General features: G+C 61.1%; 21 protein-coding genes and 1 other RNA gene. 11 read left to right on the plus strand and 11 right to left on the minus strand.

Going from position 1 to position 21,365, the window contains the following annotated elements:
- Positions 1 to 127 precede the first annotated feature (127 nt).
- The 3 genes from QRN41_RS03190 to QRN41_RS03200 are packed head-to-tail and all read left to right on the plus strand — an operon-like array spanning position 128 to position 4,625.
- Complete coding sequence (locus QRN41_RS03190) at positions 128 to 2,131, plus strand: acyltransferase family protein (RefSeq protein ID WP_285421145.1); 2,004 nt, start codon at positions 128 to 130, stop codon at positions 2,129 to 2,131.
- A gap of 59 nt (positions 2,132 to 2,190) precedes the next feature.
- Positions 2,191 to 3,657, plus strand: coding sequence for a 4-hydroxy-3-polyprenylbenzoate decarboxylase (gene ubiD / locus QRN41_RS03195; protein ID WP_034101397.1), 1,467 nt, complete (start codon positions 2,191 to 2,193; stop codon positions 3,655 to 3,657).
- Positions 3,657 to 4,625 (plus strand): CDP-6-deoxy-delta-3,4-glucoseen reductase, encoded by a 969-nt coding sequence (locus QRN41_RS03200; protein WP_034101396.1) that lies wholly within the window; start codon positions 3,657 to 3,659, stop codon positions 4,623 to 4,625. The genes ubiD and QRN41_RS03200 overlap by 1 nt, the downstream gene beginning before the upstream one ends.
- Here the strand turns inward: QRN41_RS03200 and QRN41_RS03205 are convergent.
- A complete protein-coding gene (locus QRN41_RS03205; RefSeq protein ID WP_167417003.1) occupies positions 4,622 to 5,104 on the minus strand; it encodes a sn-glycerol-3-phosphate transporter in 483 nt (160 codons plus the stop codon). The genes QRN41_RS03200 and QRN41_RS03205 overlap by 4 nt on opposite strands.
- A gap of 324 nt (positions 5,105 to 5,428) precedes the next feature.
- Between QRN41_RS03205 and QRN41_RS03210 the strand changes: the two genes are divergently transcribed.
- Positions 5,429 to 6,082, plus strand: a complete 654-nt coding sequence (locus QRN41_RS03210) for a gamma-glutamylcyclotransferase (protein ID WP_034101394.1) — start codon at positions 5,429 to 5,431, stop codon at positions 6,080 to 6,082.
- On the opposite strand, the gene glpT is transcribed toward QRN41_RS03210, so the two are convergent.
- Both glpT and QRN41_RS03220 read right to left on the minus strand, forming a co-directional pair.
- The gene (gene glpT, locus QRN41_RS03215) at positions 6,079 to 7,416 is read right to left on the minus strand and encodes a glycerol-3-phosphate transporter (RefSeq protein WP_034139744.1); all 1,338 of its coding nucleotides are present in this window, start codon (positions 7,414 to 7,416) and stop codon (positions 6,079 to 6,081) included. The two genes, QRN41_RS03210 and glpT, sit on opposite strands and share 4 nt — an antisense overlap.
- Positions 7,417 to 7,631: 215 nt before the next feature.
- Positions 7,632 to 8,609 carry an NADPH:quinone oxidoreductase family protein gene (locus tag QRN41_RS03220; protein WP_034139743.1) on the minus strand — a complete coding sequence of 326 codons (978 nt, stop codon included), beginning with the start codon at positions 8,607 to 8,609 and terminating at the stop codon, positions 7,632 to 7,634.
- A 149-nt stretch (positions 8,610 to 8,758) separates the two neighbouring features.
- Between QRN41_RS03220 and QRN41_RS03225 the strand changes: the two genes are divergently transcribed.
- Entirely contained in the window at positions 8,759 to 9,175 is a 417-nt protein-coding gene (locus tag QRN41_RS03225; protein ID WP_034101391.1) for a flagellar basal body-associated FliL family protein, read from the plus strand.
- A gap of 19 nt (positions 9,176 to 9,194) precedes the next feature.
- Here the strand turns inward: QRN41_RS03225 and QRN41_RS03230 are convergent, their stop codons facing one another.
- The 4 genes from QRN41_RS03230 to QRN41_RS03245 all read right to left on the minus strand — a co-directional run bounded on the left by QRN41_RS03230 (position 9,195) and on the right by QRN41_RS03245 (position 14,581).
- On the minus strand, positions 9,195 to 10,313 hold the full coding sequence (locus QRN41_RS03230; RefSeq protein WP_034101390.1) for an ABC transporter permease: 1,119 nt from the start codon (positions 10,311 to 10,313) through the stop codon (positions 9,195 to 9,197).
- On the minus strand, positions 10,313 to 13,030 hold the full coding sequence (gene rbbA / locus QRN41_RS03235; RefSeq protein ID WP_285421146.1) for a ribosome-associated ATPase/putative transporter RbbA: 2,718 nt from the start codon (positions 13,028 to 13,030) through the stop codon (positions 10,313 to 10,315). The genes QRN41_RS03230 and rbbA overlap by 1 nt, the downstream gene beginning before the upstream one ends.
- The gene (locus tag QRN41_RS03240) at positions 13,027 to 13,992 is read right to left on the minus strand and encodes an HlyD family secretion protein (RefSeq protein WP_034101388.1); all 966 of its coding nucleotides are present in this window, start codon (positions 13,990 to 13,992) and stop codon (positions 13,027 to 13,029) included. Before QRN41_RS03240 ends, rbbA begins: the two co-directional genes overlap by 4 nt.
- 139 nt (positions 13,993 to 14,131) lie before the next feature.
- Positions 14,132 to 14,581, minus strand: coding sequence for an EVE domain-containing protein (locus QRN41_RS03245; RefSeq protein ID WP_167417005.1), 450 nt, complete (start codon positions 14,579 to 14,581; stop codon positions 14,132 to 14,134).
- 195 nt (positions 14,582 to 14,776) lie between these two features.
- Here QRN41_RS03245 and QRN41_RS03250 point away from each other — a divergent pair, with 195 nt between their 5' ends.
- A complete protein-coding gene (locus QRN41_RS03250) occupies positions 14,777 to 14,923 on the plus strand; it encodes a hypothetical protein (RefSeq protein ID WP_094064348.1) in 147 nt (48 codons plus the stop codon).
- A gap of 7 nt (positions 14,924 to 14,930) precedes the next feature.
- Here QRN41_RS03250 and QRN41_RS03255 read toward each other — a convergent pair whose 3' ends face one another.
- The 4 genes from QRN41_RS03255 to QRN41_RS03270 form a co-directional block, all read right to left on the minus strand.
- Positions 14,931 to 15,560, minus strand: coding sequence for a 5-formyltetrahydrofolate cyclo-ligase (locus QRN41_RS03255; RefSeq protein ID WP_034101386.1), 630 nt, complete (start codon positions 15,558 to 15,560; stop codon positions 14,931 to 14,933).
- 58 nt (positions 15,561 to 15,618) lie between these two features.
- A non-coding RNA gene (gene ssrS / locus QRN41_RS03260) (6S RNA) lies at positions 15,619 to 15,797 on the minus strand.
- A gap of 31 nt (positions 15,798 to 15,828) precedes the next feature.
- Entirely contained in the window at positions 15,829 to 16,146 is a 318-nt protein-coding gene (locus QRN41_RS03265; RefSeq protein WP_034101385.1) for a cell division protein ZapA, read from the minus strand.
- Positions 16,143 to 16,352 (minus strand): TIGR02449 family protein, encoded by a 210-nt coding sequence (locus QRN41_RS03270; protein WP_034101384.1) that lies wholly within the window; start codon positions 16,350 to 16,352, stop codon positions 16,143 to 16,145. The genes QRN41_RS03265 and QRN41_RS03270 overlap by 4 nt, the downstream gene beginning before the upstream one ends.
- A gap of 137 nt (positions 16,353 to 16,489) precedes the next feature.
- On the opposite strand from QRN41_RS03270, the gene QRN41_RS03275 reads away from it, so the two are divergent.
- Genes QRN41_RS03275 through QRN41_RS03295 form a run of 5 tightly spaced genes read left to right on the plus strand, consistent with a single transcriptional unit; the run spans position 16,490 to position 21,279 of the window.
- Positions 16,490 to 17,047: a YecA/YgfB family protein gene (locus tag QRN41_RS03275; RefSeq protein ID WP_034101383.1), complete on the plus strand. Its 558-nt coding sequence runs from the start codon at positions 16,490 to 16,492 to the stop codon at positions 17,045 to 17,047.
- Positions 17,048 to 17,067: 20 nt separating this feature from the next.
- Complete coding sequence (gene pepP / locus QRN41_RS03280; RefSeq protein WP_034115419.1) at positions 17,068 to 18,390, plus strand: Xaa-Pro aminopeptidase; 1,323 nt, start codon at positions 17,068 to 17,070, stop codon at positions 18,388 to 18,390.
- Entirely contained in the window at positions 18,387 to 19,574 is a 1,188-nt protein-coding gene (gene ubiH, locus QRN41_RS03285) for a 2-octaprenyl-6-methoxyphenyl hydroxylase (protein ID WP_034139737.1), read from the plus strand. The genes pepP and ubiH overlap by 4 nt, the downstream gene beginning before the upstream one ends.
- Positions 19,567 to 20,052: a DUF4442 domain-containing protein gene (locus QRN41_RS03290; protein ID WP_034101380.1), complete on the plus strand. Its 486-nt coding sequence runs from the start codon at positions 19,567 to 19,569 to the stop codon at positions 20,050 to 20,052. Before ubiH ends, QRN41_RS03290 begins: the two co-directional genes overlap by 8 nt.
- Positions 20,053 to 20,061: 9 nt before the next feature.
- Positions 20,062 to 21,279 carry a 2-octaprenyl-3-methyl-6-methoxy-1,4-benzoquinol hydroxylase gene (locus tag QRN41_RS03295; protein WP_167389870.1) on the plus strand — a complete coding sequence of 406 codons (1,218 nt, stop codon included), beginning with the start codon at positions 20,062 to 20,064 and terminating at the stop codon, positions 21,277 to 21,279.
- The last annotated feature ends 86 nt before the right edge of the window (positions 21,280 to 21,365 follow it).

Raw genomic sequence — 21,365 nt, forward strand, 5'->3', positions numbered from 1 at the left:
CCGAATAGGGCGCCATTTTTTTTGCGTCCTGATGCAGCATTTCTCATGGCATAACTGTCCGTTAAGTAACAAAAATTGTACGCGCGACTACGCTTATCCCTTTCGTCAGAGACTGACCACATTTCTTATGACCACTCTTGCTTACCGCAGAGACATCGACGGCCTGCGTGCCATCGCTGTCCTGGCTGTCGTTCTGTTCCACTATGGGGTTCCAGGAGTTTCCGGGGGATTTGTCGGCGTTGATGTGTTCTTCGTGATTTCAGGATTTCTGATCACGTCGATCATCTGGCGCGAGCGTGAAGCAGGACGTTTCAGCTTTCTCGATTTTTGGGCAAGGCGAGCCCGGCGTATCCTGCCAGCGCTGATTGTCATGATGTCCATATCGTTGGTGGTTGGTTGGTTTCTGATGGCGCCAAAGGATTACTCCGAGTTGGGGCGCTCGATACACAACCAGGTGATCTTTATCTCCAACCTGTTCTTCATGCGTCAGGACGGTTACTTCGAGACCGCCTCCGATATGAAGCCAATGCTGCATACCTGGTCCTTATCTGTCGAAGAGCAGTTCTACCTGGCCTTTCCGCTCGTGCTGGTATTTGTATCGAGTCGGATCAAGCAATGGCGCAGCGTATTGTGCGTACTGATGCTTGTGTCGTTTGGAGCGAGCGCCTGGGCGGTGTTTCATCACCCGGAAAAGGCTTTTTTCCTGCTACCCATGCGTGCCTGGGAGCTGCTGGCAGGCTCCATGCTGGCGGTTATGCCGGTACGGGCCAAACAAATGAGCCCAGCGTTGGCGCAAACAGTCAGTTTGCTCGGCCTGGGCCTGATCCTTGTGGCTATATTGGGTTACGACGCGGACACGGCCTTCCCTGGCGCTGCAGCCTTACTGCCAGTATTGGGCGTGGTCGGGCTGATTTGGGCTAATGGCCAACACCCCACACTGGTCGCACGTTTGCTGGGTAGCCGCGTGCTGGTGGGCATAGGCTTGATTTCCTATTCCTGGTACCTGTGGCACTGGCCGGTACTGGTTTTTGGCAAGTACGCCAGTATTTATGGGCTGTCGACTTGGGCGCTCGCAGCACTGTTCGTACTCAGCCTGGTTCTAGGGTATTTATCCTGGCGATTTGTGGAGGGGCCGTTTCGTGAGCGCCGACTCTTGGCCGGGAACCGCTCGATTCTGGTAACGGGTGTCATCGTGCTGCTGGGCCTGGGCATGATGGGCAAAGGCTTGGTGTGGTCGAGCGGGGTTGCGTGGCGATTGTCGCCCGAGGCCTTGCAGTTCGCGCAAACCCACACTTGGAGCCCGGCACTCATGAATTGCTTGTCGGATGACAAAAAAAACAAGCACCGAGCGTTCTGCCATTTCGGTCCTCAGGCCGCGGCGCCCAAGGCGTTGGTCTGGGGTGACAGTCACGCATCGGCCTTGATTCCTGCGTTGAAAGACAGCGCGAACCAGTATCACCTCAACATTACCCAGGCTGGTTACGCCGGTTGTCTGCCGTTTTATCGCAAAGAAAATACGCCTGGCTGCAGAGCGTTCAACGATCGTGTAACGCAGTTGATAAAGGACGAACCGTTCAGCGATGTGGTACTGGCGGCTCGCTGGAGTCTCTACGTGTATGGTCAGCGCAATGGTGATACGGGCGCTTCTATTCATGATCCGGCAACGGGGAAATATGACCGTGCCACCGCTGAGCAGCTCTTCACCGAAGGGCTTGGCGCGCTGGTGCAGCAGCTGCGTGCTCAGGGGCACCGCGTATGGTTGGTCAAAGAGGTGCCGTTGCAGGATTTCAACGTGCCATACCGGCTCAGCCGCCTGGCGATGTTGGGGCGCCCGACCGACCGAGAAGGTCTGCCTCTGGCCGAGCACATGCAGCGACAGGCCTATATCAGCAATCTATTTGAGCGCATGGCGGCGGCCGACTCAGGCGTTCAGTTGCTCGACCCTGCGCCGAAGCTCTGCGATACAAATGGATGGTGTCGGGTCGAACTGGCTGGCAAGTCGTTGTATACCGATGACAACCATCTCTCGATCTCTGGCACCCTGTTCGTACAAGGTTTTCTCGAGCCCTTCTTCCGCACCTTGCGCAACGCGTCGATTGAGTCGGATGTAAGCCGCAATGTCGTTCAATAAGCTGCCAGCGCTCGTAAGAGCAGGTAGGATGTACGCCTATTTTACGGGTGGCATGGTTAATGAAATTCAAGGATCTTCGGGATTTCGTGCAGCAACTTGAGCAGCGCGGAGAGTTGAAACGTATCCAGATGCCGATTTCCCCGGTGCTGGAAATGACTGAGATTTGCGACCGCACCCTGCGTAACAAGGGCCCGGCGCTGCTGTTCGAAAAGCCGACCGGCTTCGATATCCCGGTGTTGGGCAACCTGTTCGGCACGCCCGAGCGCGTCGCGTTCGGCATGGGTGCCGAGTCGGTCAGCGAGTTGCGTGAAATCGGCAAGCTGCTGGCGTTCCTCAAGGAGCCCGAGCCGCCCAAAGGCTTGAAGGATGCCTGGTCCAAGTTGCCGATTTTCCGCAAGATCATTGCCATGGCGCCCAAAGTGGTCAAGGACGCCGTGTGCCAGGAAGTGGTCATCGAAGGCGATGACGTCGACCTGGGCATGCTCCCGGTGCAGACCTGCTGGCCCGGCGACGTCGGCCCGTTGATCACCTGGGGCCTGACCGTCACCAAGGGCCCGAACAAGGATCGCCAGAACCTGGGCATCTATCGCCAGCAAGTGATCGGCCGTAACAAAGTGATCATGCGTTGGCTGAGCCACCGTGGCGGCGCTCTGGACTTCCGTGAGTGGTGTGAAAAACACCCCGGCCAGCCGTTCCCGGTCTCCGTGGCCTTGGGCGCCGACCCGGCCACCATCCTCGGTGCCGTAACGCCGGTGCCGGATAGCCTTTCCGAATACGCCTTCGCGGGACTGTTGCGTGGCAACCGCACCGAACTGGTCAAGTGCCGTGGCAACGACCTGCAAGTGCCGGCCACCGCGGAAATCATCCTGGAAGGTGTGATTCATCCCGGCGAGATGGCCGATGAAGGCCCCTATGGCGACCACACCGGTTATTACAACGAAGTCGACAGCTTCCCGGTGTTCACGGTCGAACGCATCACTCATCGGATCAAGCCGATCTACCACAGCACCTACACCGGCCGTCCGCCGGATGAGCCGGCCATCCTCGGCGTGGCCCTCAACGAAGTGTTCGTGCCGATTCTGCAGAAGCAATTTCCGGAAATCACCGATTTCTACCTGCCGCCGGAAGGCTGCTCGTACCGCATGGCCGTGGTCACTATGAAGAAGTCGTACCCAGGCCATGCCAAGCGGGTCATGCTGGGTGTGTGGTCGTTTTTGCGACAGTTCATGTACACCAAGTTCGTTATTGTCACCGACGACGACATCAACGCCCGTGACTGGAACGACGTGATCTGGGCCATCACCACGCGCATGGACCCCAAGCGCGATACGGTGATGATCGATAACACGCCAATCGACTACCTCGACTTTGCGTCGCCGGTGTCGGGCCTGGGCTCGAAGATGGGCCTGGATGCCACCCATAAATGGCCGGGTGAAACCACCCGCGAATGGGGCCGGGTGATCGTCAAGGATGCAGCCGTGACCGCGCGTGTCGATGCGATCTGGAAAGAATTGGGAATAGATTGATGCGTGTAACCCTGCAACCTTCCGGTGCTGTACTGGAACTGGTCCCTGGCGAGCGGATTCTCGAAGGCGCCCGTCGCCTGGGTTATGAATGCCCCCAGGCCTGCCGCAACGGTGTATGCCATGTGTGCGCCGCGCTGCTGGTGGAAGGCCGCGTGCAGCAAGCCGGTGAAGTGCGTGACCACGGTGAATTCTTCACCTGCATCGCCGAGCCACTGGAAGACTGCGTTGTGTTGTGGGACGGCGTGCTGGCCCCCGGCGAGCTGCCGCTGCGCAAGTTGGCGTGCCAATTGAGCGAGTGCGTCGACGTGGGTGGCGATGTGTGGCGAGTGCGCCTGCGCGCGCCTGCCGGCAAGGCGGTGCGTTACCACGCCGGGCAATACCTGATGATCGAACGGGATAACGGGGAGAAGTCGGCGTTTTCCCTGGCCTCGGCACCCCATTCTGGGCGTGAGCTGGAACTGCATGTACTTGCCCGTGAAGACAGCGCACGCAACCTGCTGGCCCAACTGCAGCGTGATCAGATAGCGCGTGTGGAACTGCCGTTTGGCGACACTCACCTGGCCGAGCTGCCCGACGGCCCGCTGGTGCTGATCGCCGCAGGCACCGGTATGGCGCAGATGCACAGCCTGATCGAGCATTGCCGCGCTTCCGGTTTCAAGCACCCGGTACACCTGTACTGGGGCGTGCGCCGCCCGGAAGACTTCTACGAAATCGAGCATTGGACGCAATGGCAGCAACTGCCCAACCTGTTTCTGCACAAGGTCGTCAGCGACCTGTGCGGTTGGGAAGGGCGCTGTGGGCTATTGCATGAAGCGGTGTGCGAAGACATCCGCGACCTGAAGGCCGTGCATGTCTATGCCAGCGGTTCACCGGCGATGATCTATGGCACGTTGGATGCGCTGGTCGAAGCCGGCATGGACGCGCATCAGATGCGCGCTGACGTATTTGCCTACGCCCCCCGACCCTAGAAGCGCACGCCCGCGGTGAGCATCGCCGCGTTGAAGCCCAACAGCACCAGCTCCGCCGCCACCGGCCCGTAATGGGTGCCCACCGATGGAATGATCACCGGCGCCACGCCGAGGCCGTTCAGTGGGATCTTGTCGCGGTACTTGCCGCGATAGCCCTGAAGCGCGCCGCCGGTCAGTTTTACGTACACCGGGTAATCCGCCATGTCATAGCGTTTGCCCCCATAGACGTAGTACGAACGCTGGCTGAACGAGTTGCGGAAGGTCGCCCCGCCATACACCCAGCCTGAGGCTTCATTGCGTTCAAGGCCGATCAGGTCCTGATGGTTATTGTGGTCTGGGTCGGGGGAGAAATGCCGGGTGTAGACGCTGGTCTGCGCATACCAGAAACCTTTGTCGTCTTCGCCAGGCGGCGCTTCGGCGGCCAGTGCGGTGGTGGCCTGGGCCAGAAACAACAGTCCTGGCAGTCGAAATTTTTTCATGGGGCGACCTCGGTAGTCGGTGGGGGCGGCGGCTAGTGGGTCGTGATCGGCACATCATTTTGACGGCAGGAACGTGCCCCAGGCTGAACCGGGGCTGAAAGTAGCGGGATTATGGGTTTCAATCCTGACGAATGGCCGTTGGCCTTATATCTCTGCTTATTCACTTCCGGTATTTATTGTCCCCGGTGGATATCCCTAAGCTATATCCCCAAGGCCGCAGGTTCAGCACACCCCATACTTTTGGCCTAAACGGTTCCTGCGGCGCGTTTTATTGCGCTAAAGTCGCTTACAGCTGGTTACACAGGAGGCGCACCGCTTTTCGCCATGACCGCCATTGAAACCGATCTTCTGCAGTTGGCTTACCCTCCGCGGCTCGATCTGGGACCGCAACTTACCCACGAACAGTTGATGAGCTCCATGCAGGCCACCATGGCCCGGCATAAGGGTGGGCCGGTCTGGCTATTTGCGTATGGTTCATTGATTTGGCGGCCGGAATGCTCGTCGACCGAGCGGGTACGGGCCCGGGTCCACGGATATCACCGTGGCCTGTATTTGTGGTCCCACGAGCACCGTGGTACGCCGGAATTGCCAGGGTTGGTATTCGGTTTGGATCGCGGTGGGTCATGCAGCGGGTTTGCTTATCGCTTGCCGGAAGATCAACTGGAAGCCTCGCTGTATGCCTTGTGGCAGCGCGAGATGCCCTATCCCTCGTACCGGCCGCACTGGCTCAGTTGTCGGTTGGAGGATGGCACGCAGGTGCAAGCGCTGGGGTTTGTGTTGGAGCGGCATTTGCCCAGCTACGCCGGCAACTTGCCTGATATCGTGCTCAACCATGTGCTGCAAAGCGCGAGTGGGCGTTACGGTACGACCCGCGATTATGTCGAGCAGACCGTCAACGCCCTGCGCAGCCACGCCATGCCAGATAAAAACCTGGAGGCGCGGCTCAAGCGGTGTGCAAAAGGATGCTCAGGCGCTTAACGGGCCGAGCTGACACTGTTGGTGTGCCACAGGGTCGGTATCAGGAATGCGATGGCCAGCAGGCACGCGCCGATCAGCAGCACGAAGCCGCCGTCCCAGCCGAAATGGTCAACGGTGTAGCCCATGGCCGCACTTGCCGCCACCGAGCCGCCCAGGTAACCGAACAGACCCGTGAAACCCGCGGCGGTGCCGGCGGCTTTCTTCGGTGCCAGCTCCAGCGCCTGCAGGCCGATCAGCATTACCGGGCCATAGATCAGGAAGCCGATCGAGACCAGCGCAATCATGTCCACCGTCGGATTGCCCGGCGGGTTGAGCCAGTACACCAGCGTCGCCACGGTCACCAGGCCCATGAACACAATGCCGGTCAGGCCACGGTTGCCACGGAAGATTTTGTCCGACATCCAGCCGCACAGCAGCGTGCCCGGGATACCCGCCCACTCATAGAAGAAGTAAGCCCACGAGGATTTATCCACCGTGAAGTGTTTGGCTTCCTTGAGATAAGTCGGTGCCCAGTCCAGTACGCCATAGCGCAGCAGGTAGACGAATACGTTGGCGAAGGCGATGTACCAGAGCATTTTGTTGCGCAGCACATATTTGACGAAGATTTCCTTGGCGCTGAATTCGTCTTCGTGGCTGGCGTTGTAGCCTTCGGGATAGTCGTTCTTGTATTGCTCGATAGGCGGCAGGCCAACCGATTGTGGGGTGTCACGCATCGTGATGAACGCAAACGCCGCCACTGCCAAGGCCACCGTGGCAGGCACGTAGAATGCCGCGTGCCAATCGTTGAACCAGGCCATGCCCAGCAAGAACAGCGGGCCGATCAGGCCGCCGCCGACGTTGTGCGCCACGTTCCACACCGACACCACGCCGCCGCGTTCTTTCTGTGACCACCAATGCACCATGGTGCGCCCGCTCGGCGGCCAACCCATGCCCTGGGCCCAGCCGTTGATGAACAGCAATATGAACATCATGGTCACGCTGGACGTCGCCCAAGGCGCGAAACCGAAAATGAACATCACGCCCGCCGAGACCAACAGGCCAAAGGGCAAAAAGTAGCGCGGGTTGGAACGGTCGGACACCAGGCCCATCAGAAACTTGGACAGGCCGTAGGCAATCGCGATAGCCGACATCGCCAAGCCCAGTTCGCCGCGGCTGTAACCGTCTTCGATCAGGTAAGGCATGGCCAGGGAGAAGTTTTTGCGCAGCAGGTAGTACCCGGCATAACCGAAGAAAATGCCAGCGAAGATCTGCCAGCGTAGACGTCGGTAGGTACTGTCGATTTTTTCTTCAGGCAGGGGCGCCTGGTGCGCGGCAGGACGAAAGAAAGCAAACATTCAAGAGCTCCAGATTTCTTGTTTTGACTGCGGATGCGAATGTTACAGTTTCGTTACCGAAAATAGCATCGCCTCTTGAGGTCAAACACAGGAAAACGGCGTAACTGCATGTTCTTTTATGAACATGCCGCAAATAGGCAGGTTTATGTCGTTTTAGGCTTTTCTAGGAATGTGGGGGGATTGCCCCTCCCACATTACTCACATTCAGATGGCGATCAGCGGGTCTGGACGACGACCTTCCCGACAGCCTTGCGCTGCCCAAGATCGTTGATAGCCTGGGCCGCCTGTTCCAGCGGATACACCTGCGACACCAGCGGCTTGAGCTTGCCCTCGGCATACCAGCCAAACAATTGCTGGAAATTCGCCGCGTTATCCTGCGGCTGGCGCTGAGCGAAGGAGCCCCAGAACACGCCGACCACCGCCGCGCCTTTAAGCAGCGCCAGGTTCACCGGCAGCTCGGGAATGCGCCCGCTGGCAAACCCCACCACCAGCAGGCGGCCGTTCCAGGCAATCGCGCGAATAGCCTGGTCAAACAGGTCGCCGCCCACTGGGTCGTAGATCACATCCGCGCCATTGCCGTCGGTGAGGCGCTTGATCTCATCCTTCAGGCTGGCTTCGCTGTAATTGATCAATTCGTCGGCGCCCGCAGCCTTGGCGATTGCGAGCTTGTCGGCGCTGCTGGCGGCAGCAATCACCCGGGCGCCCATGGCTTTGCCGATTTCCACCGCGGCCAGGCCCACGCCACCGGAGGCACCGAGCACCAGCAGGGTTTCGCCGGGTTGCAGGTGGGCCCGTTGTTTGAGCGCGTGCATTGAGGTGCCGTAGGTCATGCTGAACGCGGCGGCGGTGTTGAAATCCATGCTGGCAGGGATCGGCAGCACGTTATAGCCGGGCACTGCGACCTGTTCGGCAAAGCTGCCCCAGCCGGTCAAGGCCATGACCCGATCGCCGACCTTCAAGTGACTGACTTTCTCCCCCACTTCGCTGACCACCCCTGCGGCTTCACCACCCGGCGAGAACGGAAAGGGCGGTTTGAACTGGTATTTGCCCTCGATAATCAGCGTGTCCGGGAAGTTGACCCCGGCGGCATGCACGTCCAGCAGGATTTCGTTTTTCTTGATCGCCGGGCTGGCGACATCTTCCAGCACCAGGGTTTCGGCGGGGCCGAAGGCTTTGCACAGCACAGCTTTCATCGGACTATTCCTTTTGGCGTCGTGGCCGATAAGTGTAGGAGGGCAGGCCCCAGGGTCAACAAGCATGCCCCGGCCTGATAAGTCGCCATAAGCTTGTGCTCAGCCTTGCTAGCGTTATGCTACCGGGCACCGAATGTGAGGAATGAATTGTGAAAGCGCGGATTCTGTTGATGCTGGCCCTGATCCTGCCGATGGCGGTACAGGCCGAAGAAGCCAAGGAAGGCAAAGAGGGCGAGGCGCCGAAAGTCAGCTATATCAGCTTGAGCCCGCCGTTCGTGGGTAATTACGGCCTGGATGGCACGGCGAAACTCAAGGTGTTCAAGGCCGACATCGCCCTGCGCGTGACCGGCACCGAAGCCGCCGCCGCCGTTAAAGCCAACGACGCGTTGATCCGCAATCAACTGGTGGCGTTGTTCACCCAGCAGACCAACGAGGCGATGAGCACCGTGGAGGGCAAGGAAAAACTGCGCCAGGAAGCCCTGAAGCAAACCCAGCAAGTGATGAACGACGAGACCGGCAAGCCCATGGTCGAAGACCTGTTGTTCAACAACTTGATCATCCAGTAAGCGCGCCAGGTGCGCGGTCTCAGGACGCCAGGCTCTTCCTGAACCGCGCCAGCGCCACGGCGAAAAACAGCAGGCCGATTCCCGCCAGCGCCAGCAAATCCGGCCATACCACGCTTACCCCCGCATCGCGGAATAGAATCGCCGCGCTCAAACTCACAAAATGCGTCGACGGCGAGCCCTGCATCACCCATTGCAGCCACTCCGGCATGCTGTCCAAAGGCGTGCTGCCGCCTGATAGCAACAGCATCGGGATGATCACCGGAATCGCCAGCAGCCCGAATTGCGGGGTCGAGCGGGCGAGGGTGGCGAGGAAAATCCCCAGCGCCGTACTGGCGAACAGGTACAACGCCGTCACAAACAGAAACAACCCCAATGAGCCGGCCAGCGGCACACCCAGCAAGCCTTTGACCACCACTTCCAATGACACCCACGTGCACAGCACCACTACCAGCATGTTGCTCCAGATTTTTGCCAGCATGATTTCCAGCGCCGTCAGGGGCAGCACCAGCAAATGGTCGAGCGTGCCGTGTTCGCGTTCGCGCAGCAGGGCGGTGCCGGTCAGCACGATGGCCAGGATGGTGATGTTGTTGACGATCTGGATCACCGCCAAAAACCAGCCGCCTTCCAGGTTGGTGTTGAACAGCGAGCGGGTGGTCAGCAGCGCCGGTGTCTGTGCGGCGGCATCGGCCTGGCCGCTGTAGCTCAACAATTCGCGCTGGAAAATCCTGCCAATGTAACCGGCACCCATGAATGCCTGGCTCATGGCCGTTGCATCCACGTTGACCTGCACGCTGGGTTGGCGCCCGGCCAGCAAGTCGGCTTGGAAATTGGCCGGCACATTGATCACGAACGTGTACTCGCCGCTGTCCATGGCCTTGTCCAACAGGTTGTAAGGCAACGGCGCTGGCGTCTGGAACTCCGGCGGTTGCAGCGCTTCGCCCAGTTGTCGGGACAGGGCGCTGTGGTCTTCATCCACCAGCGCCACGCTGGCGTTATGCACACCGATCACTGAGCCGGCGGCGGGCATATAGATGGCCACGGTGAACGCGTAGAACAGAAACAGCAGCAGTACGCTGTCGTGGCGCAGGCTGGTGAGTTCTTTCAGGCCCAAGCGCAGGATGTGCGCGAACTTATGCATCAGACCTCCTGCTTCTTGAGCATGACCAGGCTCAACCCGGTGAACCCGACAAAGAACCCGAACAGCGCCAGGCATTGCGGCCACAGCTGGCGCAGATCCAGAGCCTTGGTAAAGGTGCCCACCGCGATATCCAAAAAGTGCCCGGCCGGAAACAGCATGCCCATCAGCGCCGCGGCGCCTTCCAGGGATGAGCGAGGCACGATCAGCCCGGAGAACTGGATGGTCGGCAGGCTGGTGATGATCATCGTGCCGAGGATCGCCGCGATCTGGGTGCGTGTGAATGCAGAAATCAGCAGGCCCATGCTGGTGGTGGCCAGCACATACAGCAGCCCACCGAACGCCAGCGTCAGGCCGCTGCCCTTGAACGGCACGCCAAACAGCCAGCGGTTCATGGCCACCAGCACGGCCAGGTTGACCAGACTCACCACCAGGTATGGCGCCTGTTTGCCCAGCAGAAACTCCAGGCGCGTCAGGGGTGTTGCGTAAAAATTAGTGATCGAGCCCAGCTCTTTTTCCCGCACGATGCCCAACGCGGTAAGCATGGCCGGGATAAACGCCAGGATCAGTGCCATCACCCCAGGGCCGATGGCGTTCACGCTGACCACGTCTTGGTTGTAGCGAAAGCGGGTTTCGAGTTTGGCGGCGCCCTGGCTGCCGCGCGGCAGGCTGCTCAGCTCGGCCAATTGCTGGAGGTTGCCCAGGTGTACGGCTTCGACATAGTTACGGCTGGTTTCCGCGCGGAACGGCATGCCGCCGTCGAGCCATGCGGCCACCGTGGGTTGGCGCCCGGCGTACAGGTCGCGGCCAAAGCCCGGTGGGATTTCCAATGCCAGTTTGATTTCCGAGCGTTGCAGGCGCCGGTGCAGTTCGTTCGCATCTTGAATGGGCGGTCGTTCGGCGAAATAGCGCGAGCTGCGAAACGCTTCCAAGTAGGCGCGACTTTGCGGGGTCTGGTCCTGGTCATAAACGGCGAACGCCAGGTTTTCCACATCCAGGGAAATGCCGTAGCCAAAGATCACCATCATGAACATCGCCCCGAGCAGCGCGAAGGCCATGCGCACTTTGTCGCGCAACAGCTCTTTGCCTTCACGGCTGGCCACCGCCAACAGGCGCGCCAGGCTGAAGCCGCGCTTGCTCTGCGGCGGTGCGCTGGCTTCGCTGGCGGTTTGGCTCGGCGCGGCGGGTTCGGCTTCGCCTTGAGCCTGCTCCAGGCAGGTGACGAACGCGGCTTCCAGGGTCTCGCCCTTGAATTGTTGTTGCAGCGCGTGCGGCGTGTCGCAGGCCAGCACTTTACCTGCGTGCATCAGTGAGATGCGGTCGCAGCGCTGGGCCTCGTTCATGAAGTGGGTGGACAGAAATATCGTCACCCCTTGCTCGCGGGACAGCTCGATCAGCAACCGCCAGAAATCATCCCGGGCGGCCGGGTCGACGCCGGAGGTCGGCTCATCGAGGATCAGCACTTCCGGGCGATGCAGCACCGCGACCGCCAGGGACAGGCGCTGACGCAGGCCCAGGGGTAACTCCCCCGACGGTTGCCCGGCCACGTCGCCCAACTCGAAGCGTTGGATCAGTTCGTCGATGCGCGGGCCGCTGTCGGCCTTGGGCAAGTCGAACAGTTGGGCGTGCAGCGCCAGGTTCTGGCGCACGCTGAGCTCGCCATACAGGGAAAAACTCTGGGACATGAACCCCACGCGCTTGCGGGTGGCCAGGTCTTTGGCGTCCACCGTCTTGCCCAACAGTTTCGCGCTGCCTTCAGTGGCGGGCATCAGCCCAGTGAGGACCTTCATGGTGGTGGTCTTGCCGCAGCCGTTGGAACCGAGGAAACCGAAGATTTCCCCTCGGCCAATCGCGAAGCTGACCTTGTTGACCGCAGTGAAGTCGCCAAAGCGCAGGGTCAAGTCGTGGGCCTCGATGGCGATGTCGGCGCTGGTGCTTTCCCTCGGTGGAATCACCAGCGGCGGTTTGTCGTGAGCGCCGTCGCCCTGAAAGTGGGTGAATGCTTCATCCAATTTTCCGCTGGGAGTGGCGGCGGCCAGTTCACGGCTCAAGCCATTGGCGATCAGCATGCCGCGATCAAGCATCAGGCAGTGTTCGAACTGCTCGGCTTCTTCCATGTAGGCGGTGGCGACCAGCAGCGTCAGTTGCGGGCGTTCGCCGCGCACCGTTTCGACCAGTTCCCAGAAACGTCGGCGCGACAGCGGGTCGACACCAGTGGTGGGCTCGTCGAGGATCAGCAGGTCTGGTTCATGGATCAACGCGCAGCACAGGCCGAGCTTTTGTTTCATCCCGCCGGACAGCTTGCCGGCAGGGCGCTCGGCGAAGCGTTCAAGGTCGGTGGCCAGCAGCAGGCTGTGCATGCGCTGGTCACACTCGGCCTTCGACAACCCGAACAGAGTGGCGAAGAAGCGAATGTTTTCGCGGATGGACAGCTCGGGGTACAGGTTGCCGCCCAGTCCCTGGGGCATGAAGGCGATGCGCGGGTACAAGCTGTTGCGGTGGCGGCGGTCGGTGATGGCGCCGCCGAGTACGTCGAGCTGGCCGTCCTGCAGCTTTTTAACCCCGGCGATCAAGCCCAGCAGGCTGGACTTGCCCGCGCCGTCCGGGCCAATCAGCCCGCAACGCGTACCGGCGGGCAGGCTGAAGGCTATATCGACCAGCGCCTGTTGCTGGCCATAGCGGTGGTTGATCCCCGTGGCGTGCAGCGCCAGGCCGGTCATTGCAGGTTGGCCGGCCAGTCTATGTCGGCCGTGCGCACGTAACCTGCGCCCGGCATGCCGGGTTTGGCTTGGGGCACGGCGCTGGGTTGGGTCAGGCGCAGCTTGACGCGGAACACCAGTTTTTGCCGCTCATCGCGGGTTTCCACTTCTTTGGGGGTGAACTGGGACTTGGCCGCGACAAAGGTGATTTTCGCCGGCAGCGCTTGCTGGGGCAGGGCATCGAGCAGGATGCGGGCGTCGCTGCCCACCGTCAGGCGACCGGTCACCGACGCGGGCAAATACAGGTTCATGTATTGATCTTCGGGATCGATCAGCAGCAACACGCGGCCACCGGCACCCAGCACTTCACCGGGCTCGGCCAGGCGCAGTTGAATGATGCCGTCGATGGGGGCGCGCAGGCTGCTGTCATCGATTTCGCTGCTGAGTTGGGCCACCTGCGCCTGGGCGGCGCCGATGGCGGCCTTGGCCGAATTGACCTGGGCCTGTGCGGCGACTACGGCCGCATTGCCGGTGTTGTGCCGCGCCTGTTGCTGATCGATCAGTTGGCTGCTGGCGAAGCCGCGCTTGTACAGCTCTTGGGTGCGCTTGAGTTCCTGGTTGGCCAGCAACTGTTCGCTCTGGCGCAATTGCACATTGGCTTCGGCGGCGGCGAGATTTTCTTTGGCGCGCAACACTTCGGCTTCGGCCTGGGCGCGCTGGGCCTCCAGCGTGCGGGTGTCCATGCGCGCCAGCAATTGGCCCTTGAGCACCTTGTCGCCTTCGTCCACCCGCACTTCGGCCAGGCGACCGGGAATTTTGGCGGCGATCTGCACTTCGGTGGATTCCAGGCGACCATTGCCCATGCTCAGGCCTTCGGGCAGGCGGTCTTGAGTGGATTTCCAGTAACCGAACCCGCCGGCGGCGAGCAACAATGCGATCAGGAGCGTGGCAAACAGCTGAGAGGTGCGATGGTTCGTCGACATGGAAGCATCCTGCGGCGTTAGCGTCCTAGTTTGACGGTATTGCCGCTGTGGGCGTTGATACCGGTCAAATGAAGCGCAAGCCTAGCGCGATTGCGGCCCAAGCGCATGCGTCGCGAGCGTGACTGTAGGGTTCTGGCGCCTAGCGCAGAGCCAGTACGGCGGCCCATTGCTCGGCGGTCACCGGCATGACCGAGAGGCGGCTGCCTTTTTGCACCAGGGGCAGTTCGGCGAGTGCCGCCTGCTGTTTCAGGTAACCCAGGCCCAGCACCTTGGGGAAGGTCTGGACATGGGCGACCGTGATCGCGCTCCACGGGTTTTTCTCCGGGCTGGCCTTGGCGTCGAAGTAATGGCTGTCGGGCTCCAGTGCGGTCGGGTCTGGATAGGCCGCCTCGATGATTTTGCCGATGCCGGCAATGCCCGGTTCGGGGCAGCTGGAATGGTAAAAGAAGAATTCGTCACCCACCGCCATGGCGCGCAGAAAGTTACGTGCCTGGTAGTTACGCACGCCATCCCAGCGGGCTTTTCCGAGTTTTTCCAGGCCCTTGACGGACAGTTCGTCGGGCTCGGATTTCATCAGCCAATAGGCCATTTTTAGGCTCCTCAAACAGGCATTGGGCAAGTTGTCGGGCAATTGCCGCACAAACCGACAGTCGGTTGGCGTCAAGGTTTGCGTGTTGGTTCACGTTAACGCAAAATGCCGGGATTTTAAGCTTGACTCAGCTGCAACGGACTACTTTGGAACGTTGTTGTCATCGTGTACGAGGTGCCTGAAGGGGGGCAATCGATGCAACGTAAACCGGATTTACTATGGATATTGGTTATTTTGTTTGGTCTGGGCGTCGTGACCACCGGCTATGCGCAAAGTCTGTGGTCGAACAAGACCGATGCCCCAGTTGAATTGTCACCAGTGCAACAACAGTACAAGCGTTAATACGACTTCAAGGCGTCGCTGATTCCAGCGACGCTTCTGCGATATACCATTGCTTATTCGTCACCGTGCCAGCCATCGGCACATCCCAACTTGCCTGCGCCAACCGATCGACTTTCTGACATTCATGGGCCAGGCCCAGCAACGTCGGCTTGCGCCAGCGCTGGCGGCGTGCGAGGTACGCCAGACTGCGGTCATAGAAACCCCCGCCCATACCCAGGCGGCCACCTTCATCGTCGAATCCCACCAGCGGCATCAGCACCAGGTCCAGCGCCCACACCTTGCGTTGCCGGCGGATATTCACCCGTGGCTCCAGGATGCGAAAGCGATTGGGCAGCAGCTTTTCCCCGGGGCGCACACGCTGGAATACCATCTTCGTGCGCGGCCAAGCGCTAAGCACCGGCAGATACGTGGCTTTGCCCCGGCGCTGCGCAGCACGCAGCAGCAGGCTCGGATCGATTTCACCGTCGGTGGGCAGGTAAAGGGAGATATGTTTGGCTCGGCGAAACAGCGGGTGCTGTGCCAGCTGCCGGTACAGGCCCTGAGCGGCCTGGCGTTGCTCGCTCGGCGTGAGGGCGCGGCGGGCCTTGCGCAACAGGCGTCGAAGTTGCGGACGGGAAAGCGGCGCAGTTTCGGTCATGGCTGTTCGGCTCATAAAACAATGCCAGTCCTGGGACTGGCATTGAGTTTGGGAATTCAGGCTCCCCGACAGAGCCGCTGTCGACTTAGCCCTTGAACCCGAAAGTTCAAGGTGGAAGAAGCAGTAGGCTTTAAGGCTTTCCGTCTAGCGGACATGCACACCAGCCCAACGTGCAACTTCCAGGGTAGTGCGAATCGGCTCAGGGACATCGCCGACTGGCAAACACGCCAGGGAGTGAGGGCGAGTATACCTTAAACAGACGCGGCAATCAGCCCTTGGGTGCATCCGAGTCGCTGGCGAGCGCCAGATCCACGCGCTCCAGCAGGTCACGCACTTGCTCGCGCGTCGAGCCGCTGGCCTGTACGTCCGGGCGTTCCTGCTTGTGCAACAAGTCATGGGTAATGTTCAGCGCAGCCATCACAGCGATGCGGTCGGCGCCGATGACTTTGCCGCTGCTGCGGATTTCACGCATCTTGCCATCCAGGTAGCGGGCGGCGCTCACCAGGTTGTTGCGCTCTTCCTGGGGGCAGATGATCGAATACTCTTTATCCAGGATCTGCACGGTGACGCTATTGCTTGAACTCATGAGTCTTGCTCCAGGGCCTTCAGGCGCGAAATCATCGATTCGACCTTACGCCGGGCGATTTCGTTTTTTTCAATGAGGTGAGCGCGTTCCTCGCGCCAGGTCTTTTCCTGAGCTAATAGGAGTCTGTTTTGACTCTTAAGTTGCTCGACCCGAGTAATTAGCAGCTCGAGTCTGGCCATCAGCGCTTGCAGGTCGGTGTCTTCCATTGGGTTCCACTGGATTTGTCTGATGAATGGCAACTGCAGGATAAACGATCTGACGCCCTTGATAGTCGGGTGCGTCTGCCGGTGCTAGGATACAGCGCTTCATTCTAGACATCGCGCCGCCTGGCGCCTAGCTCATCATGCCCATTAAGAATTCCCCATACGACGCTTTCTCCGCTCTGCTGAACGCCAGCGGCCACCCTTGCTCCCCGGCCGAACTGCACGGCGTGCTGTTGGGCCGCAGTTGCACCGGTGTCGGCTTCGACCCCGACAACTGGTTGGCCGATGTGGCCGAACTGTTGGAAAAAGAGCCCGAAGATAACGTGCGCAATGCGCTGGTCGGCCTGCAGGAAATGGTCAAGGGCGAACTGACCGGTGATGACATCACCGTGGTCCTGCTGCTGCCGACTGACGACGCACCGCTGGCCGACCGCGCCGCAGCGCTGGGCCAATGGTGCCAGGGCTTCCTCCACGGTTTCGGCGTGAACGCCGGCGGCCTGGAGCTGAGCACCGACGCCAAGGAAGTCTTGCAGGACCTGGCCGCCATCTCTCAGGTGCAAGACGCCCTGGAAGAGTCCGAGGACGGCGAAAGCGATTACATGGAAGTCATGGAATACTTGCGCGTCGCGCCGCTGCTGCTGTTCACCGAGACCAAGAAATCCGCTGAACCTGCCGCGCCCAAGCCGTCGCTGCACTGAGAAAGGAAGCCCATCTGCCCATGATCCATATCCCCAAAGCGGAATACACTCGACGCCGCAAGGCGCTCATGGCGCAGATGGAACCCAACAGCATCGCGATCCTGCCAGCCGCCGCCGTAGCTATCCGCAATCGCGATGTGGAGCATGTTTACCGCCAGGACAGCGACTTCCAATACCTGAGCGGTTTCCCGGAACCAGAAGCAGTCATTGTGCTGATGCCCGGTCGTCAACATGGCGAGTACGTGCTGTTTTGCCGCGAGCGCAATGCCGAACGCGAGCTGTGGGACGGCCTGCGCGCCGGCACTGAAGGCGCGGTCCGTGACTTTGGCGCCGACGACGCCTTCCCCATTACCGATATCGACGACATCCTGCCGGGCCTCATTGAGGGCCGCGACCGCGTGTACTCAGCCATGGGCAGCAATGCCGAATTCGACCGGCATTTGATGGAATGGATCAACGTGATCCGCTCCAAGGCCCACCTGGGTGCCCAGCCCCCGAACGAATTCGTTGCCCTGGATCATTTGCTCCACGACATGCGCCTGTATAAATCGGCGGCGGAACTGAAGGTGATGCGCGAAGCTGCACGGATTTCCTGTGCCGCCCATGTGCGAGCGATGCAGGCCAGCCGCGCCGGTTTGTACGAGTTCAGCCTGGAAGCCGAGCTGGACTACGAGTTCCGCAAGGGCGGCGCAAAGATGCCGGCCTATGGGTCTATCGTCGCTGCTGGTCGCAACAGCTGCATCCTGCACTACCAGCAAAATGACGCACTGCTCAAGGACGGCGATCTGGTGTTGATCGACGCCGGTTGTGAAATCGACTGCTACGCCAGCGATATCACCCGCACCTGGCCGGTCAATGGCCGGTTTTCGCCGGAGCAGAAGGCGATCTATGAAATCGTGCTGGCCTCCCAAGAGGCCGCGTTTGCCCAGATCGCCCCCAACAAGCATTGGAACCAGGCCCATGAGGCCACCGTGCAGGTGATCACCGCCGGGCTGGTGAAACTGGGGTTGTTGCAAGGCGATGTCGACGAATTGATCGCCAGCGAAGCGTACAAAGCTTTCTATATGCACCGCGCCGGCCATTGGCTGGGCATGGATGTGCACGATGTGGGCGAGTACAAAGTGGGCGGTGAGTGGCGCGTGCTGGAAGTCGGCATGGCGCTGACGGTGGAACCGGGGATTTATATTTCGCCGGACAACCAGAACGTGGCAAAGAAATGGCGTGGCATTGGCGTGCGCATCGAGGACGACGTGGTGGTGACCAAGCAAGGCTGTGAAATCCTGACCGGCGGCGTGCCCAAGACCGTCGCCGATATCGAAGCATTGATGGCGGCCGCCCGATGAGCCGGGTCAACCTGGCGATTATCGGCGGCGGCTTGGTGGGCGCCAGCCTGGCGCTGGCGTTGCAGGCCGGTGCCAAGGCGCGCGGTTGGAAGATCGTGCTGATCGAACCGTTCGCCCCCGGCGACAGTTACCAGCCCAGCTACGACGCGCGCTCCTCGGCGCTGTCGTTTGGCGCTCGGCAGATCTATCAGCGCCTGGGCCTGTGGCAGGCCATTGCCCGCCGCGCCGAGCCGATCAAGCAGATTCATGTGTCGGACCGTGGGCGTTTTTCCACTGCGCGCCTGTCCGCCATGGAAGAGGGCGTGCCGGCCTTGGGCTATGTGGTGGAAAACGCCTGGCTGGGCCAGTGCCTGTGGCAAGGCCTGGACAGCGACGTGGTGAGCTGGCGCTGCCCCGCGCAAGTTACCCGCATGGTGCCGCTGCCCGATGGCTATCGCCTGACCCTCGACGATGAAACCGAGCTGGAGTGCGACTTGGCCGTGCTGGCCGATGGCGGCCGTTCCGGTTTGCGCGAGCAACTGGGCGTCGGCGTGAAAACCCGGCCCTACAACCAGAGTGCGCTGATCGCCAATATCACCCCTAGCGAAGCCCATAACGGCGAAGCCTTCGAGCGCTTCACCGATGATGGTCCGATGGCTTTGCTGCCGTTGCCGGACAACCGCTGCGCGCTGGTGTGGACGCGTGTCGGCATGGACGCCCAGCGCCTGGCCGACCTTGACGAGCGCAGTTTTCTCAGCGAGTTGCAGGGCGTGTTCGGCTATCGCCTCGGCACGCTCAAGCAGGTTGGCGCGCGTCATCTGTATCCGCTGACGTTGGTGGAAGCCGAAGAACAAGTGCGCTCGCACCTGGCCATCATCGGCAACGCCGCCCACAGCCTGCACCCGATTGCCGGGCAGGGTTTCAACCTGTCCCTGCGTGACGCCCATGCTTTAGCCGAAGCGCTGCTGGCTGGGCCGGCCGTGCCAGGCGATCTGGCGACCCTGCAAGCCTATCGTGACCGCCAACGTATGGACCAGAAGCTTACCGTGGGCTTCTCCGACCAGGTCACGCGCTTGTTCGGCAGCGCGCAACCCTTGGTGGCGCTGGGCCGCAATGTGGGCCTGCTGGGCCTGGATCTTCTACCGCCGGCCAAGCGCTGGTTCGCCCGTCAGGCCATGGGCCTGGGTACGCGCCCCGATGCGTAAATGGCTGATCGAGCGCCTGGGCAAGGCGCGCCTGTTGCGTTGGGTCATGACCCTGTACCCGCCGTACTTGGGCGCGGGCATCAGCGTACAGCACATGAGTGCCGACTTTCGGCACGTCAAAGTGCGCATGGGCCTGGGGTGGTACAACCGCAATTATGTGGGAACGCAATTCGGCGGCAGCCTGTATTCGATGGTCGACCCGTTCTACATGCTGATGCTCATGGAGAACCTGGGGCGCGATTACATCGTCTGGGACAAAGCGGCCAGCATCGATTTCATCTCGCCGGGTAAAGGCCCGGTGTATGCCGAGTTTTTTATCGACGACACCTTGCTCGACGAGGTGCGTCGCCAGACCGAAGGGGGCGAGAAATACTTGCCCCACCTCAAGGTCCAGATTCATGACGGCTCCGGCACCCTGGTGGCGCGAGTCGACAAAACCCTTTACGTGCGGCGCAAGCCGCCAGCGAGACAGGCCTAAAGCATGGACATGCGCGCAGATGTGCTGATTGTAGGGGCCGGAATGGTCGGAAGCGCTCTGGCGCTGGCGTTGCAAGGCAGCGGCCTACAGGTGCTGCTGCTCGATGGCAGCCCGCTGAGTGTCAAGCCGTTCGACCGCGACGCGGCGTTCGAACCCCGTGTGAGCGCGTTGTCGGCCGCCAGCCAGCGCATCCTCGAACGACTGGGCGCCTGGGACGGCATCGCCTCGCGCCGCGCCAGCCCCTATGGCCAGATGCAGGTGTGGGACGGCAGCGGCACGGGGCAGATCCACTTTTCGGCAGCCAGCGTGCACGCCGAGGTGCTCGGGCATATCGTCGAGAACCGTGTGGTTCAGGACGCTTTGCTCGACCGCCTGCACGACTGCGACCTCGGGCTTTTGGCCAATGCGCGACTTGAGCAGATGCGGCGCTCCGGCGATGAATGGCTGCTGACCCTGGCCGATGGCCGCACGCTGCGGGCGCCGCTGGTGGTGGCTGCCGACGGAGCAAACTCCGCCGTGCGCCGCCTCACCGGCACCGCGACCCGTGAGTGGGATTACCTGCATCACGCCATCGTCACCAGCGTGCGCAGCAGTCAGCCGCACCAGCGCACGGCCTGGCAGCGCTTTACCGATACCGGCCCCCTGGCGTTTTTGCCGCTGGAGCGTGACGGCCAGCAGGATTGGTGCTCGATTGTCTGGTCGACCACGCCGACTGAAGCCGAACGCTTGATGGCATTGGATGAAGACAGCTTCTGCCGTGAACTGGAGCGCGCCTTCGAAGGCCGCCTGGGCAGCGTGGTGAGCGCCGACCCGCGGGTGTGCGTGCCATTGCGCCAGCGCCATGCCAAACGCTACGTGGCTGAAGGCCTGGCGCTGATCGGCGATGCCGCCCACGTCATCCATCCGCTGGCGGGGCAGGGCGTGAACCTGGGGTTTCTCGACGCGGCGGTGCTGGCCGAAGTGCTGCTGGCGGCCACTGAGCGCGGTGAGCGCCTGGCGGATGTGAAAGTGCTGAGCCGCTACGAGCGGCGCCGCATGCCGCATAACCTGGCGCTGATGGCCTCGATGGAGGGATTCGAGCGGTTGTTCCAGGCCGACCAACTGCCGCTGCGCTGGTTGCGCAATGCGGGCTTGAAAATGGTCGACCAAATGCCGGAAGCCAAAGCGCTGTTCGTGCGTCAGGCCCTGGGCTTGAGCGGGGACTTGCCGGAGTTGGCCAGGCCCTGAACGGGTCGTGCAACATCTGGTAACGCCTCCGCCGAGCGATTGATTGAGGTACCAAATGTGAGTCCTTATCATTTGCCCTCTATTTG

The organism is Pseudomonas sp. efr-133-TYG-23 (assembly GCF_030209215.1).
Lineage (GTDB): Bacteria > Pseudomonadota > Gammaproteobacteria > Pseudomonadales > Pseudomonadaceae > Aquipseudomonas > Aquipseudomonas rhodesiae.